Annotated in this window: 14 protein-coding genes; 3 read left to right on the top strand and 11 right to left on the bottom strand. The window is 34.2% G+C overall.

The genetic code is table 11. The features are described from left to right. Nucleotides 1-8: 8 nt before the first annotated feature. From BM088_RS10340 to BM088_RS10330, 3 genes are all read right to left on the bottom strand, one after another. A complete protein-coding gene (locus BM088_RS10340) occupies nucleotides 9-1,208 on the bottom strand; it encodes a serine hydrolase domain-containing protein (protein WP_245763798.1) in 1,200 nt (399 codons plus the stop codon). Nucleotides 1,209-1,568: 360 nt separating this feature from the next. Continuing rightward, nucleotides 1,569-2,060: a hypothetical protein gene (locus tag BM088_RS10335; RefSeq protein ID WP_091983413.1), complete on the bottom strand. Its 492-nt coding sequence runs from the start codon at nucleotides 2,058-2,060 to the stop codon at nucleotides 1,569-1,571. A 167-nt stretch (nucleotides 2,061-2,227) separates the two neighbouring features. Then, nucleotides 2,228-4,303, bottom strand: coding sequence for a TonB-dependent receptor plug domain-containing protein (locus tag BM088_RS10330; RefSeq protein WP_091983411.1), 2,076 nt, complete (start codon nucleotides 4,301-4,303; stop codon nucleotides 2,228-2,230). 253 nt (nucleotides 4,304-4,556) lie between these two features. Here BM088_RS10330 and BM088_RS10325 point away from each other — a divergent pair, with 253 nt between their 5' ends. Then, nucleotides 4,557-6,380 (top strand): M20/M25/M40 family metallo-hydrolase, encoded by a 1,824-nt coding sequence (locus BM088_RS10325; RefSeq protein ID WP_091983410.1) that lies wholly within the window; start codon nucleotides 4,557-4,559, stop codon nucleotides 6,378-6,380. A gap of 67 nt (nucleotides 6,381-6,447) precedes the next feature. On the opposite strand, the gene BM088_RS10320 is transcribed toward BM088_RS10325, so the two are convergent. The 8 genes from BM088_RS10320 to BM088_RS10285 all read right to left on the bottom strand — a co-directional run bounded on the left by BM088_RS10320 (nucleotide 6,448) and on the right by BM088_RS10285 (nucleotide 14,318). Then, on the bottom strand, nucleotides 6,448-6,894 hold the full coding sequence (locus tag BM088_RS10320; protein WP_091983408.1) for a hypothetical protein: 447 nt from the start codon (nucleotides 6,892-6,894) through the stop codon (nucleotides 6,448-6,450). 120 nt (nucleotides 6,895-7,014) lie between these two features. Beyond that, nucleotides 7,015-7,893, bottom strand: a complete 879-nt coding sequence (locus tag BM088_RS10315; protein ID WP_091983407.1) for a DMT family transporter — start codon at nucleotides 7,891-7,893, stop codon at nucleotides 7,015-7,017. Nucleotides 7,894-7,902: 9 nt separating this feature from the next. Beyond that, nucleotides 7,903-8,244: a 5-carboxymethyl-2-hydroxymuconate Delta-isomerase gene (locus BM088_RS10310; protein ID WP_091983405.1), complete on the bottom strand. Its 342-nt coding sequence runs from the start codon at nucleotides 8,242-8,244 to the stop codon at nucleotides 7,903-7,905. A 17-nt stretch (nucleotides 8,245-8,261) separates the two neighbouring features. Then, complete coding sequence (locus tag BM088_RS10305) at nucleotides 8,262-8,669, bottom strand: hypothetical protein (protein ID WP_091983404.1); 408 nt, start codon at nucleotides 8,667-8,669, stop codon at nucleotides 8,262-8,264. 44 nt (nucleotides 8,670-8,713) lie between these two features. Continuing rightward, nucleotides 8,714-9,199, bottom strand: a complete 486-nt coding sequence (locus BM088_RS10300) for a YbaK/EbsC family protein (RefSeq protein WP_091983402.1) — start codon at nucleotides 9,197-9,199, stop codon at nucleotides 8,714-8,716. 70 nt (nucleotides 9,200-9,269) lie between these two features. Further along, nucleotides 9,270-11,933: a M14 family zinc carboxypeptidase gene (locus BM088_RS10295; RefSeq protein ID WP_091983401.1), complete on the bottom strand. Its 2,664-nt coding sequence runs from the start codon at nucleotides 11,931-11,933 to the stop codon at nucleotides 9,270-9,272. Nucleotides 11,934-12,002: 69 nt separating this feature from the next. Then, nucleotides 12,003-13,391: an ATP-grasp domain-containing protein gene (locus BM088_RS10290; RefSeq protein ID WP_091983399.1), complete on the bottom strand. Its 1,389-nt coding sequence runs from the start codon at nucleotides 13,389-13,391 to the stop codon at nucleotides 12,003-12,005. 3 nt (nucleotides 13,392-13,394) lie between these two features. Beyond that, a complete protein-coding gene (locus BM088_RS10285; RefSeq protein WP_091983398.1) occupies nucleotides 13,395-14,318 on the bottom strand; it encodes an ATP-grasp domain-containing protein in 924 nt (307 codons plus the stop codon). Nucleotides 14,319-14,611: 293 nt separating this feature from the next. Here BM088_RS10285 and BM088_RS10280 point away from each other — a divergent pair, with 293 nt between their 5' ends. Beyond that, nucleotides 14,612-15,760: a M20 family metallopeptidase gene (locus tag BM088_RS10280; protein WP_091983396.1), complete on the top strand. Its 1,149-nt coding sequence runs from the start codon at nucleotides 14,612-14,614 to the stop codon at nucleotides 15,758-15,760. A gap of 388 nt (nucleotides 15,761-16,148) precedes the next feature. Further along, entirely contained in the window at nucleotides 16,149-18,326 is a 2,178-nt protein-coding gene (locus BM088_RS10275) for a M4 family metallopeptidase (protein ID WP_091983395.1), read from the top strand. Nucleotides 18,327-18,356 lie beyond the last annotated feature (30 nt).

Genomic DNA, 18,356 nt, shown 5'->3' with positions numbered 1-18,356 from the left:
AGTTTGCGTTAATGATTAAAAGCGGCATCTGATCTTGCCATCAACTCGTGTAATAGCTTTTTGCTAGCACGGGCTGCGGTACTATCATTTTTATCAAGATCTGCTGCATTTGTAACAACAAAAATAGCTGTGTTTTTATCTGCTGAAATTTCAATTGTTGCCAACCACATGGTATTACTACCATTATGTGTCAGAAAATTTTCGCCTACTCCCCAACCTAAAGCATAATGAGAGTTTTCCATGGGGGTATGTAATTTTTTAAACTCTTGAGCCGTTAAAAAGTCAGGTACATGCCTATTTTTTGCCCCCGCTAAATGTGCAATTAAATAATGACCCATATCGGTTAGACTTGCATGCACAGTGCCTGCTGGACCCAATACAACAGGATTATCTGCAATATTACTTGCTGACACTTTAACAGCTTCCCAACCACCACCTTTTGCAACATGCCCTACCGGTTGCATCACAGTACCTTGTTTATCTGGGGCGCCAAAATGACTATCTTTCATATTAAGGGGAATAAAAACATTATCCGTTATCAAAGTTTCCCACGTATTCCCCATGACTTTTTCAAGCATCGCACCTGCAACCATATAACCTAAGTTACTATAAAGATATTGTCCTTTTGTCATTTTTGGAGATAAACTCAATGCATCTTCAACCATTTTTTGACGTTGAGTATTGATATCACTTGAAATATATTCATATTTATCGATATTGGAAATACTTCTTCTCATCCCAGAGGTATGCGATAACAATTCATCTAAACGCACCGCTTCATATTCAGGTTTCATCATACCAATCATTTCAGGGTAAACATCTGAAATAGTTGTACTCCATTGAATTTCACCTTTTCTCACTAATCTTGCGGCCAAAGTTGATGTCATTGACTTGGTTAATGACCCTAAATGCCATTTATCTTCAGTTGTTACATTCTGATTATCTTCTATAGAACGTAAACCATCAGCAGCCAACTCTATTACTTCTCCATCATGCACCATCACAGCAGCCAATGCAGGTAACCCTGCTTCAACTCTAATATAATTCACAATAGATTTTAAATTACCATCACCTGCCATACCTGTAGCAGGTTTAGCTTGAGGTAATTCGTCTTTAATTTTAGTACCTTTATTACTTCCACATGCTGTTAATATCATTAACATGCTTATCGTACTCACAACTGCCTTTTTAGATTTATATAAACGCACACTAACTTCCCTGACCCTTTTGATACACAGAGCTTAATAATTAAAATTGTAAGTGTCCGTTTTATATTTGTAATAAACTGTATACTCAAACTACCTCAAAACACTACTTTTCAGAAGCGACAACTGCCTTTTGATAAGTTGGACACAGTGAGAAAGTTTCACCAAAAGGCCTAATTAGTAGGTTTAAATTGGTTTATACCTCATTGTTGATTTTGACTAGGAAACACAGCTATTCTGACTATAAATCACTTTCCTCGATGAAAGAGGTATTTAGATCATGTGTGACATGTACAATTTGCGCCTACACCATTTTTACCTCTAACTAAAACTCACATCTTAAAGTAACTTGAATATATGTATTTATACTTTAATACAATTTATCCGAACATTTTTTGATTTTGACTTTGAATATAAGTGAATAACCCATTGATTAACGGGTATTTTTGATACATTAAGTTCTTCAACACTTGGACAAATGTTTTGGGTAGCCAGACCTTTATTTAACAAATATTCCATTAAGTGAAAAGGTGATACTTTAATATAAGTATGTATCTCATTTTCGCCAATTTCACTATAAACTAATGAAGATTTATTCGTAAGTTTGAGCTGTTTCGTTGCAGCTAATTTATGGGAGTTGTCCAACTGAATAATATCATTTTTATTAATAGGCCCAGCTAAAACAACCAGTTGATGAAAAGTTGCTACAATCAAAAGAATGAAAACCAATAACATAAGAATAAAACGTGCATTACTCACACTCGTCACAGGTTTAGCACAACCTTTGTTATGCGATGCATCTAATATTCCACTTTCAAGTAATAACTGTGTCTGTTTTAAATAATCTTGTCTCATTCATAGTCAAATAGCTAATCCCTTAATATGTTCTATTTTAGAAAAACAATATGGAGCAATTATGGAAATATGCATCTGAAATAAATAAAAGCCATTTATTATCATTGAATGAAAAATAACTGGCTTTTATAATTATAAAAATAATGTAAACAAGTTTTTAAAGTAAATTAGAAATTCACACTAAAACCAATTGAGGGGCGCATTTCAAAATCATCGGTTTCTTCTTCTAAAATTAAGTCATTTGTTGATTTTACTTTCTGATAATCTAAATCGATGTAACTCACATTATCCTGCCCATATACATTCATGACTTCAAAAATTAACATAGCATCTAAATCAAAAAAGTCAGTTTTTCGTTCAAATCGAATATCAAGTCTATGAGCAACATCAAATCGCTCTGAAAATGGTTCGCCATATTGTGGTAAGAATTTACCGTCATGATCTGGGTTTTCAACAACACCTGTTATAGGAGTATAAGCTTGCCCGCTTCGCGCTGTAAAATTAAAGCCCCCGTTCCATCGCTCATTTATTTGATAATTAAAAACAACATTCATCACCAAAGGCGTATCTGTATAATAATCTCGCGTTATATTGCGTCTTAAATCTGTTCGCTCACTTTTTGCATAGCTCAACGATACCCAACCATACCACTTGTCCGTTTTATTTTTATTAACGAGTAAGTCAAATCCATATGCCCGCCCTTCAACATCGTTACTATACAATTTATCTGAATCAGCATAATTATCAGTTAATGCCAGAGGTAAATCTGACATGGTTTTATAATACCCCTCGATTGACCAACTCCACTCATCTTCTAATTCTTGTTGAAATCCTAATGTACTATGCTGAGATGTTTGCGACTTTAAATTTGGGTTACCCAAAACGGGCAATATTGTATCTATATCTTGTAATCGATTATATTCTCCATATTTTAAACTAACCGTACTTTGGTCTGTGATAAAGTAGTTTAATGCCACCCTTGGTTGTATAAATGTTTCTTTTGAATAATTATTGTGTTGCCATTGAACACCTAAGTCACTTTGAATTTTATCTGTTATTTGCCAAATATGCGCAAGGCCTACAAATTGATCATCAACATCTTGTGTTCTTTTGTCTGTAATGCGCCCACCTTTGTTTAAGGTACAATCAGGGTCTATATCTGTACAAGTGTATTGAAACATGTCGTAACTATATTCAAGTTTTTTATCATGATAAGCCGCATCAAATAGAATGTTATGATCACTATTTACTTGATAGTTAACTCTTGCTTTATAGGTAATTTGTTTCTGAGTTTCATCTTCAAAAAAACCATCTCCACCAGTCGCTATACGACCATATTCAAATAACTCTGTATGTGAAAGTGCACCGACCCCTAATTTAACATGAACACCATCACCATAATGATCCCATAAAATACTTTGACTATTAAAGCCTCGCTTAAAAGTTGCATCGCCTTGATATTCTGGGTTCTTTAAAGCTAATTCAGATCTTTGATTAAAGTTTGCTTTTGCACTGTCTTGGGCCCCTGTAAATGAGAAAGTAAACATATTGTTATGATTAATATCCCATATTAACTTTCCTTGATAATCGTGATCATCAGGTGCTTTATTTATGGTAACGCCCGTTAACTCCCCATCATCATCTTCAATCTCTTCGCCTTCATCAAAAAATAATGGCAAAGTGCTCTTTCTTGCTGAAAAATAAAATGCTGTATTTTCTGTTAATTGTCCTTCTGTAAAAATACCCGCATTAAACATCGTAAAATCGAGCGTTGTTTTAAGTTTTTGATATTTAGGGTTTCTTAAAGAAACATCAAATACGGCACCCGTTGCATTGCTATAACTTGTACCATATCCTGCTGAAAATAATTGAAAGTCTTGAATTACATATTTGTTAAAAATAGATGAACCGAAGTCATGAAAAATATAGCCCGCAGGCATAAAGTCAACTTCAAATAAGTTATCACTTGGGGATGAACCTCTTACTGCGGGTTCGCTCATAGCACCACCCGCAGCAACAACTCCAGGTAATGCAAAAACAGCCTGTAATGGATCGCCCATAGCACCTGGCATGCTGATTAATTTTTCTGCGTTTTCAGTAATATGTGTTAATACACTACTGCGTTTTGTCTGCACTTCGATACGTTCTATTTTTTTTGATTGCTCAATTTCAACAGCACTCGCATATTGCAAACTACCAATAACACATAAAGCTATGGGTGTAAGTTTAAATTGTATTTTCATGAGTTTCATCCATGGGTGAATTTACAAATAATGTAAACGATAAAAGCAAAACATGTTGTCAGAATACTGTATTGATTTTGTCTAAAACTGTATGTAAATGTACAAAACTGTAGAAATATATTCCAACAAAACGAATTTAAAAAAATATCATTGCGATTTTTAGAAAAATAATTAACAAGTTTATAACAACTATACTAGTCTTTGTTTGAGGAACAAAGTGAATGTGTCATTTTGTAAATATATGGAATAAAAGATGAAACCTTATTTAAAAACACTACCTTTATATTTAGCACTGAGTATCACCGCTTACTCAAGTACAGCAAAAGATCTTTGGATCACCACAGATTCTGATGCTGTGGTAACATTAAAAAAAGCGAATGCACACATAAAAAAACAAACTAGCAATACATCTGCAACGACAAAAATAATTGCGAGGTTAGATGAAAAAAATGTGCTTAAACTCAGTAAAATGATGCATGATGAGCATAAACGCTGTGGCGGTTTTACTGTTCATAACTCAGAGCAAGATGCGATAGCTGCAAGTTTATTACCTGTTACTTTAGCAAGCTTTATTCCTCCTGTAATAAATCAAAATGCAAAAGTAAATAATGCTATCAGTCAATTAAATGCAACTAACATTAAAAATACAATCACAGACTTATCAAGTTTCACCAATAGGTACTATCAAACAACTCATGGTGAAAATGCAGCAAATAGCATTGAAGCAACATGGAAGGGATATGCAAACAATGTTAATTGGGCAAATGTAACAGCTTTTAATCACAGTGCGTGGAAACAAAACTCGGTTATCTTAACCTTAACGGGGAGTGAAAAACCCGATGAGTTTATTGTTATAGGCGGGCATTTAGATTCTATAAATGGTGCTTCTTCAGGTGAAACAAGCATCGCACCAGGAGCAGATGATAATGCATCTGGCATTGCGACTTTATCTGAAGTGATCAGAGTCTTTTTAGCCACAGGTCAACAGCCTAAACGCACCATCAAATTTATGGGTTATGCAGCTGAAGAAGTTGGCTTAAGAGGAAGTGGAGAAATAGCTTCTTTATCAGCCAATAATAGCGATCAGGTTTTAGCTGTGATGCAACTCGATATGACAGGCTATATAGGCGGTCCTGAAGATATTGTTTTTATGGATGATTATACCGATTCCGGTTTAAACACCTACTTAACACAATTATTAGATACTTACCAACCAACTGTAAACTATGCATATAGTACATGTGGTTACGGTTGTTCAGATCATGCATCTTGGCACAATAAAGGGTACCCAGCATCTATGCCCTTTGAGTCTAAAATGAATTCATATAATCCGCATATTCATACTCAAAATGATACATCTGATAAACTCGACGCAAGTGCTGAACATGCTCTCAACTTTGCAAAATTAGCCATGAGTTTTGCAATTGAAATGGGTTTTAATACTGATGTAGCACAAACGCCAATGATTGAAAATAATGTACCTATCAATAATATTGCAGGCGTGAAAAATAGCCTAACAAATTATAAATTTAGTGTACCTACTAATGCATCATCCGTCACAATAACAACCTCTGGCGGTAGTGGAGATGTAGATCTATACGTAAGAAAAGGTGCTGAACCTACAACCAAGCTTTATGATTGTCGCCCCTTTAAAAATGGCAACAATGAAACTTGTAACTTTACGACTGATTTAAGCGGTGATTTTTACATTCAGTTAAATGCCTATAGCAGTTTCAGTGGTGTAACCTTAAGTGCCTCTTTTGATACTTCAATCCCCGATGGAAACAATGGATCAGAATTAAATTTATCGGCAACAACTAATAACTGGCTTTATTATGAAATAACTGTTCCAGAAGGTATTTCAAAGCTCACTGTAGGTATCGCTGATGGAACGGGTGATGCTGACTTATATTTACAACAAGGTAGTAAACCCACCAGCAGTAGCTATATTTGTCGACCTTTTAAAGGTGGCAATAGTGAAAGTTGCACTCAAACTGCCCCGAAAGCAGGTGTTTGGCACATAGGTATTAAGGCGTATGATAGTTTTTCAGGCTTAAATCTTAACTGGCAATATTAAGTATTTGAAATAACACAGACCCGTTATGGGTTTGTGTTATGTATATTAATTAACTAAATTGTCGTAGTTAAAAAACCACCTCAACTTCAACATCATCTCCGACAAATTGCGCAATATAATTAATTGCCATTTTAGTGCCTTTTTCAGCTTTCATATCAGCTTTACACCAAACTTTTTTCTCAGCAGTGTCTTGGTTATCCATATTAATATCGTAGTATTTCATATTCTTTTTTTCTACGGCTTCATCAACAATATCTATTACCTTACCCAGCTCTTCAGATCTTCCTCTTAACTCCACTGCTTTTTTATACGGAAGATCTTCCGCTGGTTTACCCGCTTTTTTCAGCATAGCAAAAAACAATTGAGATTTTGCTTCTTCTTTTAATATCTCAGTAGTAAGTTCAAGTACATCTTGACTGTCACAAGCAGGCATTTGTGCAACAACTTCATCAGAACCACAAGCAACTAACCCCAATACGCTACTCATACATAAAATTAATGGTAATTTTTTCATTTTTTATTCCTTTTAAATGATTATATTGAAATTACTTCAAAAATAAATCTAGCATAACCGCTTATAAATTCAATCATTAAACATAAATTAACATTGTTTAATTATTTGAATTTTCAATATTTATTTTTCATTCAAAGCCTGTTTCATACAATAAGACTTGCCTAGAATAACAATTAAAATTCCGCCTAATACTAAAACTGAGGAGATAAATAAACGTAATGTAATTTGTTCTTGAGCAAATAAAACACCGCCAATAGCGGCAATGACAGGCACAAACAACTGAACAACACCAGCTTGAGAAATCGAAAGCTCATTCAGTGCAATATACCAAATAACATAGCCAATACCAGATGCGAGTGCACCAGATAAAACAGCCAAAACAATTCCTTCTTGACTAATAGTGGTACTTTTAAACGACAATAAAAACATGAAAAGGATAAAAGGGAGAGTACGTAAAAAATTATAAGCAGTATCACTCAAAGGATTTTGAGAGCTTCGCCCTAATAAAGTATAAAAAGCCCAAGCAACGCCTGATAAAGCCATAATTGCCATGCCACTGATCGTTGGGCTTGTTAAGCTCGGAAAAATTAAATAAACAAAACCTACAAATGCAGTTGATAGCCCTAACCACTCTGAATAATGCAACTTATTTCCTGAAGTAACATTTACAAAAATCAAGGTAATTTGTACCGAACCAAACAAAATTAGCGCGCCAACTCCTGTATCTAGAGAAATATATCCATATGAAAATGCGATTGCATAAACAAATAACATACAGCTTGCTAACCAACTTCCTTTAGATTGGGTTAGTATGTGTTTCTTTTTTACTAAAACAATTAACATCAAGGTGACAATGCCAGATAACAAGCGAATATTTGTAAAACTTGCAGCATCGATTAAATTTTGCCCTAAGGCTATACGGCACAATACTGAATTACCCGCAAATGCAATAAGTGCACACACAGTGCTTATGATTATTTTGATAGGGTATAAACTCATAAAATGAGTTTATTTAACCAATTTAGCGTATAAGTCAGCTTCAATTTCAACGATTTCTACTGTTAATGAAATCGATGATACTCCTAAATTATCAAGTGCTTGTAAAACCAGAGCAGAGAGATTTTTTTGTTGTTCAAATGTTCGACCATTCAATACTTTTACGACAACATGAATAAAGTCACTTCTATATTTTCCGGTTTGAAAATGTGCATAACCTATTGCCCTTACTTTTATGTCCTGTTCTTCAAAAAGTTCAGATTTTAGTGCACTATTAAAAACAGCATGATTTAACTGAGTGATTTCAATTTTACGCTCTAAATCAATTGAATATTCAACAATGCAATGGGGCATATTTTTTTTCCTTCATTCTATTTTGATTTATTTGATAATAGCTTAACTTGGTTTAGCTCTTCATCCGTTAATTCACCATATAGCCTAGGGTATGACCAACCATACCCCCACCTAAAGTTTGTTGGTAACAAAGGAGACCCTCCTACTCGTACACCTGCAAGCATTAACAATGCAATTTCAGGCTCATTAACATCAGAAACACACACCTTTAATCTTTTATCTGATGCTAACCTTTGTTGATATGTCCCACCTTTCCAATAATCAAAATCATGATTTTTACAACATGTAAGCCATAACTTATTCTGTTTTAATGTACCATCAGGAAATCCACTACAGCCATCGCTTTTAAAAGGTTTGAGAATATCAGCATGTGAATTTGAAGCTATCAAAATGAATAAGGAAAATAGAGTGAGTTTAAAACTCATAAGTAAAGGCCTCAAAAGTGAATTTTATTTAATCTGAATTCTCATTATTTGGCAAAACAACTATAATTTGCGCATACTAAAGTAAGGTAATCTTGTGTATTTAAAATAAAAGACTTAGTTAATATGCCCGCATTAAATGCAATTTTTTCGTTATATAAAATTGATTCATCCAAATATAAATCATAAGGATAAATTGGTTTACCAAAAGGCGGTAATGCACCTTTTTGTACATAGCAGAGATCTTGAAGTTCTTGTTCGGTAGCAAACCTCAATTTTTGTGATTTTAAAATTTGCCTTACTTTATTTGAATCTACTTGTTTTTCAGCAGAAAGTACAAATAAATGAAACCCTTTTTTATCCTTAAATAATAAAGTTTTACCTCCTATTTTTATATCTTCACCACGCGCTTTAGCAGATATTTCACAAGTTTGAGCCGCCTCATGATCTATTTCTTTATATTCTATATGCTTCTCTTGCAGTAATAGACGCAATTTTTCTGTTATGCTCATTTTAAATTTTTCAGCTAACAATTATCATGCCCAACATCATAATCGTTAGCGTAAATTAATCAAAGTAAACCACTGCATTTTATGTAATCAGCTAATCATCCCCTAGGTTCATATCTTCATCTTCTAATTCATATTGAAGTTCACAAGGTAAATCGTCATTTAATTCATCTAAGAGAATGGTCTGCGTTTTAGCATAATAAATTGCTGCAGGGGCTGAATAATTTGGAACATTATCATAGCTAAAAACTGAATAATATTTAGGGATGTGCGCATTACCAAAATTGTCAAAAGTATATTCATCTTTACCACCATAAATTTTCACACCATCAAAAGGAGATTTAGGTGGATGAAAACGATTACGCACGACAAATGATCCAACAAAATCACTATGCTCTGGATTTTTCCAACTGAGTTTAACTTGCTTATTTTCAATTTCAATATTGATGTCTTTAGGTGCATCTAATGCATATTTGCGTCGCTCGATGTAATTTATAATGAGTTTTGCCTGAAGGGCGTTGTCACAATGCCAATCAACCAAAGCATTTGATGCCTGAGACTCTGCTGTTGCTCTCATTATAAAATAGAAAGGTTTATTTTCATTGTGCAAACGCTCTAATGCCTGGCGACTGTAACTATCAAATATAAAGTGGTGCTGTGACTTTTCCTTTAATTGCTCATTACTGACTTCGTATCCTATATATTCAATTTTATCTCTTTGTTTAACACTTTTATAATCAAGATCTTTTAACTCCACCAGCTCAATGGTAAATCTAATGTCTTTTGCACTTGTTAAATGGTTTTTGTTATGAAGTAATAAATAGGCATGGGTGATCACAGTAGTATCAACTTTAGGCAAGACATCTAAAGCAAAAGCCATTTGACCATAAACCACTTCACCTTTTTCATTAAAGCCACAGGCAAGTTTATTACTTTTAATATATTCGGGATAAATAACATTAAGCGCTGCAGGTAACATTTCAATGCACTTACTTTCCTGAGTGTAAATTAAGTCTAAATATGGACGATAATGTAAACCACTACCAAACGGACCATAACCGATGTCAAATTGCATCATTTGTGAATCGTTACCAAGCGGTAAAGAGATGGGCCCTTTAATTCTTAACAATAATTCTTTACCACAAGTGTGTAATAAACTGCGTTCTACACCATTAAATTGCCATTTACTCCAAATACCTTGTGTCATTTTGTCTGATTCAATGGTCTGGCCTAACGTAAAAATACTGTCAGCTTGCTCTATTTCATTAAAATCATAAATGTCTGTAATTTTGCTGGCATCTAAAATATCAATTGACCATTGCCCGTACTTTTCGATTTTGGCATTAACACGGTTCATAGGATATAAAGAAAACTGTGCACTTGTAATTTGAACTTGCTCTGGTAAATTATTTAAATTAAACCGTATTAAACCGTAGCTTTTACCGCGATTTTTATTAATACCAATAAACATGGAGTTATAACCAAAATGTTCTTTATTTTTAATGATATAGTTTTCAGCTAAATAACCCACATCTTGTTTTGCTGGGTACAACGTTAATGAAAACTCATCATTAGCAAGCAAGGTTTTTAATCTTAACTCAGGGCTAAAAGGAGATTTAACTTTTGTGACCTTATCTACAGCTCTTATATTATAAAAATAGCTTTGACCTGTTTTTAATTGTACATCTTTAAAATAAGACGACTTAGTAATCGCAACTAACGTTTGTTCATTGCACATATTTTTATTTGTTTCGCTACGATAAATTTCAAAATATAAATCATCTTTTATCGGATATAACCACTCTAGTGTAACTGTATCTGATCCTATCTCTTTGATTGTAAAACCTTCCACTCTTTTTGGTGCTAACGCTGAATAATTAATGGCTTCCGATAAGGCATAAATCAATGCGGGTATATTTTCATCTATGCTTTGTGACATATCTTGCATATGATCGGGTATATTTCTTGTGCCAACTTCAACTACAGTTGCTAATATTCCCTTAGAATAATAATACTCTCGGCCGCTGCCTCTAATTAAATTAGCAGGTGGTTTTCCTCGGTGAATACCATATTGGCGACCCGTCACCTTTTTTATTTCATTGTTCATATTGGCACATAAAATATTTAAATCTGTGCCCTCAATTTCAACTTCATGATTAAATTTATGTGCAGGAAAAAAAACATTACCTTGAGAGTGATAATCAAGGGATATCGTAATATTTGCATGTAGGTTAACAAAATCTCGAATGGCACAAGTTTCAGGCTCTGAAAATGCATGAGGGCCTCCATAAGTACTTAAATTACTATCACTGCCCTTTCGAAATTTAGAGTCAAAATTACGATTTAAATCAACACCAAAAGTACCATCACCATTATCTCTTCGATTTTTACGCCAAAATGAAAAGTGGTTACGTGAGTACTCAAATCCATCCGGGTTTAAGCAAGGCACAATATAAAATGTATTACGAGTGAGCGCGCTCATCAGCTTAGGGTTAAATCTATAATTATCAATAATATACTTTATAAAATTTATGGCAAGTTCATTACCAATCCACTCCCTAGCATGGATCGTTCCTGTATATAACAAGCCAGGTTTTTCATCTGCATAAACAACATCGTTTGAAATTGTTGCTAGCATAATAGGCCGCTTTTCCCATGTATCCCCTATGCTTTGCAAACGAATTAAATTAGGGTGTTCACTCATGGCTTGTTTCAAAAATGAAATCGTTTCTTGATAAGATGTATATTGAATTTTCATAAAATTATTAATAGCCCAAAATTAAAAAATCATATAAGCAGCAATATATTTACTACTGCTCAATATTAACTACAAAGTTTGACTAAATTGCTGCCAATGGGATGTGATCATCTCTAACTTCTTTGCCTTAACATTTTTTATTTCACATAATTTATTCGGGTTATTTTGCAAGGCATCAATAACACCTTGCGTACCTAAAGTATTAATAATATCCTGTGCCATTTTATTGCCTATACCTTTGATCCCCGTAAAAAAAGTCATTAAACTCAATTGAGAGATAACAGTGCTATCATCATGCTCTTCAACCACTAATGGTTCACAACTTTCATCTTTACTTATTTCAATAGGATCAGGTTCGCAATATAGATCAGGGTGATTTAATTGAAAGTTATCTTGAAAATTCCAAATACTACTTGGCCATTCTTCATATGGCTTATTTTGCACTTCCATAACAGGAAAACCATATTCATCCAGTTGTTTGAACAATTCATTTGAGTCATAACTGGGTATATGCTTACCAAAAGTGATATGGCGCATAGTACGTAATAATGTCACGTTTATTTTTCCTAACTCTTCCCAGTTCCACATGGGAATATTAGGCAACTTAAATTGACCACTTGAATATTTCCACATCAAATATTGTCCAATCCAATCTCTGATATAGGGAAAAGCTGCAAATGCAGTTGCACACTCTAAAATGTATATTTGACCATTTTTCCCCAGAGCAATATCACAGGCCCAATATTCAGCATTTGCAGCTTTTGAAGTTTCAACTGCCAATTTTAGAATGTTTTTTGGTACATTTTCATAGTCCATGCTGCCACCCTGACTGGTATTTGTAAGCCATTCACCTTCAGGTGGTCTTCGCCAAAATGCACATACGGGTTTATGCCCAATCAGCATTACACGGATATCAGCTTCCATAGGCACAAAATCTTGTACATATACAGGATAGTATTTGCGCTTATTCAATAACATCTTAGCTTGAGTATAGTTATCAACTTTATGAACAAAATAACCGCCATAATTTGAAGGGCCAAAAGAGCGCTTTATTATTTTCGGATAAACCGCATTTTTTAAATATTTATCTGCACGGTCAGGAACATAAAAAATACTTGTATTAGGAGCGGGCAAATTATATTTATTACAAAAGTGAGTCACATTTTCTTTTGATTTATTTGAAAACTGCGCATCGAGTGAAGGTACAAATTCAACTTCAGGCAATGCTTTTGCAATTTCTCGAAAGGTTTCATATGCTGTTGCAGGTATATTTCCTATTAATACATTAATTTTTTTTGCTTTGACTTCATCAATAAAGCGTTGTTTATCTTTTCCCCAACGATAAGTTACTTGGGCAATTTTGTCTGGCCAACCTTTAAAATTAGAATTATCAAAAAAACGTAATACATGATTTAAATATAAAAACCCAAGTTTAGGTAATCCCGGTGTATTTTTCATAAGTTAAGCTACCTTAGCATTAGATTTACAAACTGTTCGGTCAATTAAATTAACAATGGCATCAATTTTTTTATGATTAAAATTTAATCCCAACTTTTCTTGTTCTGGTGTTGCAAATGCTGGGATGCCATTTACTTCAAGTACAACATAACGCTCTTTTTCACGGTCATAAATTAAATCAACACCAGCAATTTCAAGCCCTGTTACCAAAGCTGCTTTTTTTGCTAAATTAATCAATTCATCCGTGGGCTCCCTCACAAAAATACTACCGCCACTGGTGATATTTGTTTTCCAATCATCTTTAGGTGCTTTACGGCCATAACATCCTATATACTGACCATCAACGATATCAATTCTAAAATCCGTATTGTCATAATCTATAAAACGTTCTAAATAAAAATATCTTAAATCTGTTCGACTTAAAAAGGGCAACAGCATATCAAGCGCCTGTTCTCCTTCTATTTTCACTATACCCGCGCCCCCCCAACCATCTGTCGGTTTATAAACTAATTTCCCTCCCCAATCTTTAATCGCTTTTTTTAAACCATCAGTATCATTTTTATGACACAAACGATATTCAGGTGTAATAATCCCGTGATTATTTAACAAATGCGACGTTTTGAATTTGTCTTCAGATAAAGCAAAAGCATTAAAATTATTAATAGTTGGAATGCTTTGGCTAATCGCTTCATAAAGATACAATTGATATTGGGTTTGCTGACCAGCGTTGTAACTCAAAAATAAGTCTAATTCTTCCATTAAAATATTATTACAATGAATATGACCATCTCTTGCATGAGCATCTCTTAGGTTTAAGCCCGTAATGCAATTAATATCTCTTTGCTTTAGTGCATTGACGATTGCATTTTGAATATGTAAACCGCCCCCATTTTCATATAACCACAAACCAACATTTGCTGCCGACATTGCTTATCTCCATTAATACAATTTCAATGAAATTTGCCTTCTCTATATCTAAATCACTTTAAGGAACAAGGAGCCATTAAAGTAAAAAACATCTGAGTTTAGATAAAATTGAAAAGCGTCTCTTTGCTCTATTAAAATCCAGTTTTGTGACAATCTGTTGAAGAAATATAAAACAACAAAATTGTTCATAAAACGGTCATGAGAATGAAACTGAAAATTTAAACTTTTATATTTAAATATTGATAATCAAGGTGCAATGACACTGACTTTATCACTAAGGATGGGCTTTATTTATGAATGTTAATATGAATTTTTCTGAACTGGCAAAAATCATTAATATAAATTCCCACAGTAAAAATAAACGAGGAATAAATCAAAATGCAGATGTTTTTAAATCATGGATGATGCCTCTGGGTTTTAAATGTCAAACCTTTGAAAGAGAAGATATTGGTAACCATATTTTATTTATATCTAACAAGGTGAAAGGGAAGAAAGTTTTATTATTAGGGCATTTAGATACTGTTTTTCCTAAAGGAACATTTGAGACGTTTTCAGAAGATGACAGTTGGATTTATGGCCCAGGTGTATGTGATATGAAAGGCGGTAATTATGTTGCTTTATGTGCACTTAGGAAATTAAAACAAGAATTTAATGAAATTACCAATATAGATATGTTACTGGTAAGTGATGAAGAAACTGGCAGTGATGATAGTAAACATTTATCTGCCCGTTTAGCCAAAAATTATGACTACTGTTTTGTTTTTGAAGCTGCGGGTAAAAATCATGAAATAGTCACAGCCAGAAAAGGTGTCGCAACATTTAATATCAATATTGAAGGTAAATCTGCTCACGCAGGCAATGAATATACATCAGGTATAAATGCCAATTTAGCCGCCGCACATATGATTATCGATTTAACCGCTTTAACCGATTTAGAACAAGCTACAACTGTAAATGTTGGAAAATGCACAGGTGGAATTGGTGCTAATACCATATCACCAAAAGCAAATTTAGTTGTAGAAGCACGTTTTAATTGTTTTAACGAAAAACTTCGAGTTCTTGAAAATATATACCACATAGTTGATCACCCAAAAGTTGAAAATATACAGGTGACTATAGAAGGTGGTGTTCAAAGAGATGTTATGCCGCCAACTCCTAAGCAAGCAGTATTAATCAAAAAAATCAACTCATTATTAGGTTACGAATTAAAAACAGAGCATAGAGGTGGGGTCAGTGATGCAAATATTATGTCAGCTGCAGGCCTTGTTACACTTGATGGTTTTGGTCCTTTTGGAGATGGAGATCACACTATAAATGAAAGAGCAAGTAAAGCGAGTTTTATTATACGCATTAATGAAATGAGCCAAATACTTGCCTATTTTATGAATGAAAATGCCATATTAAATAAAGAAAAAACTCACAATCTGATAAAAATTGCATAAAAACATCAAAATTCCAACTATAAAATTGATTCACTGCATCATGTAAAAATAAATACTTAATTCACTTTACATCTATTTACTAGATCAACTCCTCTTATTTTCTTTAAATTTTTGTTAAACAATTTAAAGAAAATAAAAATTTCAAAATAAACAACCTCCAAAAAAGTAAATGCAAACAAACCACAAAAGAACCAAAAACGGTACGCAAAGATAAACTATAGAGCTTTCTATTTGCCTTTAAATCAAACAAAAACAAATATAAAAGTTAATTTTTTGTAAATTATTTTCTTGCAAAGCGTTATTTGTGTTCTATAAATAGGAACACCACTCAGATTATTTGCTGTTGAGTGAGATAAACAAAAATATAACTATTAAAGGATTCAAATAAATGAAAAATCTATTTAAAGTTGCTCCAGTAGCTGTTGCAGTTGCATTAAGTGTCAATGTCCAAGCCGCACAATGGCAGGATACACAACAAGTTAGCACTAATAACAATATTTCTAACTCAGTAATGCAGCAATCAATCAGTCAGCAACTTAATCTTTCAAACGATTACCAAATGAAAGAAGTTCGCCGTGTAGTATTAGCAAATGGCAAAGTAAAAGCCAAATACCAACAGCATTATAAGGGAGTTCCGGTTTATGCTAGTTCGGTTGTTGCACAGGAAAATAACTTTGGTTTGATGCAATCGAGTGTTGGCTCAATATTGACACAAGTAGAGCAAGATGTGCCTTCCGTAACACCAAAATTATCTGCCGAAGACGCTTTAAAAATACTAATAGCACAAAGCGGAGTGCCTGTAGTTACCGAAAATATAAAAAGCGAACTCTATATTTATATGGACGAACATGAACAAGCTCGCCTTGTTTATCAAGTGTCGTACTTTAATGCTCACCAATCACCAACTCGTCCATTTGGCATATTAGATGCCAATACAGGAGAATTTTTAGCACAATGGGATGGTTTAGCGCATGCGTTAGTTGGTACTGGCCCTGGTGGAAATGAAAAAACTGGACAATACGAATATGGCACTGATTTTGGCTACTTAGATGTAGAACAATCAGGTGATACTTGTACCATGAATAATGCCAATGTTAAAACCGTTAATCTAAATGGTGGTACATCTGGTTCAACAGCTTATAGCTATAATTGTCCGCGTAATACAGTAAAACAGATCAATGGGGCATATGCACCACTTAATGATGCACACTTTTTTGGTGGTGTCGTCTTTAACTTATATAAAGATTGGTACGGCACAGCACCTTTGACATTTCAACTCAGCATGCGCGTTCACTATTCTAGTAATTATGACAATGCATTTTGGGATGGCTCAGCAATGACCTTTGGTGATGGTCAAAATACTTTTTATCCATTAGTAAGTTTAGATGTTTCTGCGCATGAAGTGAGCCATGGTTTTACAGAACAAAATTCAGGCTTAATTTATAGAAACCAATCTGGTGGCATGAATGAAGCATTTTCTGATATGGCCGGTGAAGCCGCAGAATTCTTTATGAATGGTACGAATGATTGGTTAGTTGGCGCACAAATATTGAAAGCCCAAGGTGCATTACGTTACTTTCAAGACCCAACACAAGATGGTCGCTCTATAGGCCATGCTTCTGATTACTATAGTGGCTTAGATGTTCACCTTTCAAGTGGAGTTTTTAACCGTGCTTTTTATTTATTAGCAAATACAGCTGGTTGGGATACAAAAAAAGCATTTGAAGTGATGGTAAGAGCGAATCAGTTATACTGGACTGATAATTCTACCTTTGACGAAGGGGGCTGTGGTGTCAAACGTGCTGCTGCAGATGCAAGTTATAATGTTGACCATGTTATTGCAGCATTTAACACTGTTGGTGTCGATGCTACTTGTGGTGGCGGTACTAAACCAAGCGTTGAACTTCAAAATGGCGTATCAGTAACGGGTTTAAGTGGCGCTAAAGGGAGTCAAACTCTATACCACATCGATGTGCCAACAGGTGCGACTGATTTAAGTGTGCAAACAAGCTCAGGAACAGGTGATGTTGATTTATATCTAAAAGCAGGCAGTACAGCTTCAAAATCAAATTATGATTGTCGCCCTTATAAAGATGGTAATACTGAGTCTTGTGCTGAAGCCAAACCACAAACTGTTCGCTATTCATTTATGCTAGATGGCTACGCTGCATACTCTGGCGTTAGTTTAGTCGCAAGCTATACCGAAGATGGTGATGGCGGCGGTACAGGTAAATTTGAGAACAATCAAAGTTATCCAATTCCTGATAATAATTCAGAGGGTATTACAAGTGACATCAGCGTTAGCAATATAGGTACGTCTGCACAAGTGAGTGTTGAGGTTGATATAAGTCATACCTATAAAGGTGATTTAAAAGTCACTTTAACCAGCCCGACAAATGAAACTTATGTTTTACATGACAATTCAGGCGGTAGTACAAATGATATCAAAAAAACCTACACTGTTACTTTAAATGGCGCTGATACTTCTGGCACTTGGTCACTTAAAGCAGTTGATAATGCTAATTGGGATACAGGCACAATTAATCGCTGGTCTATGACCTTCTAATTCAATTCCCGTTCGTTTCTTCAAACCTAT

Source organism: Pseudoalteromonas denitrificans DSM 6059 (genome assembly GCF_900112265.1).
In the GTDB taxonomy this organism is placed as follows: domain Bacteria; phylum Pseudomonadota; class Gammaproteobacteria; order Enterobacterales; family Alteromonadaceae; genus Pseudoalteromonas; species Pseudoalteromonas denitrificans.
Note: the sequence above shows the minus strand (reverse complement) of the source record. Positions and strands in the feature narration are given on the sequence as shown.

Bases quoted from the DNA above. Each gene is read 5' to 3' on its own strand.
- BM088_RS10335 (WP_091983413.1), bottom strand. From the start codon at position 2,060: ATGAGACAAGATTATTTAAAACAGACACAGTTATTACTTGAAAGTGGA.
- BM088_RS10330 (WP_091983411.1), bottom strand. From the start codon at position 4,303: ATGAAAATACAATTTAAACTTACACCCATAGCTTTATGTGTTATTGGT.
- BM088_RS10325 (WP_091983410.1), top strand. From the start codon at position 4,557: ATGAAACCTTATTTAAAAACACTACCTTTATATTTAGCACTGAGTATC.
- BM088_RS10320 (WP_091983408.1), bottom strand. From the start codon at position 6,894: ATGAAAAAATTACCATTAATTTTATGTATGAGTAGCGTATTGGGGTTA.
- BM088_RS10315 (WP_091983407.1), bottom strand. From the start codon at position 7,893: ATGAGTTTATACCCTATCAAAATAATCATAAGCACTGTGTGTGCACTT.
- BM088_RS10310 (WP_091983405.1), bottom strand. From the start codon at position 8,244: ATGCCCCATTGCATTGTTGAATATTCAATTGATTTAGAGCGTAAAATT.
- BM088_RS10305 (WP_091983404.1), bottom strand. From the start codon at position 8,669: ATGAGTTTTAAACTCACTCTATTTTCCTTATTCATTTTGATAGCTTCA.
- BM088_RS10295 (WP_091983401.1), bottom strand. From the start codon at position 11,933: ATGAAAATTCAATATACATCTTATCAAGAAACGATTTCATTTTTGAAA.
- BM088_RS10290 (WP_091983399.1), bottom strand. From the start codon at position 13,391: ATGAAAAATACACCGGGATTACCTAAACTTGGGTTTTTATATTTAAAT.
- BM088_RS10285 (WP_091983398.1), bottom strand. From the start codon at position 14,318: ATGTCGGCAGCAAATGTTGGTTTGTGGTTATATGAAAATGGGGGCGGT.
- BM088_RS10280 (WP_091983396.1), top strand. From the start codon at position 14,612: ATGAATGTTAATATGAATTTTTCTGAACTGGCAAAAATCATTAATATA.
- BM088_RS10275 (WP_091983395.1), top strand. From the start codon at position 16,149: ATGAAAAATCTATTTAAAGTTGCTCCAGTAGCTGTTGCAGTTGCATTA.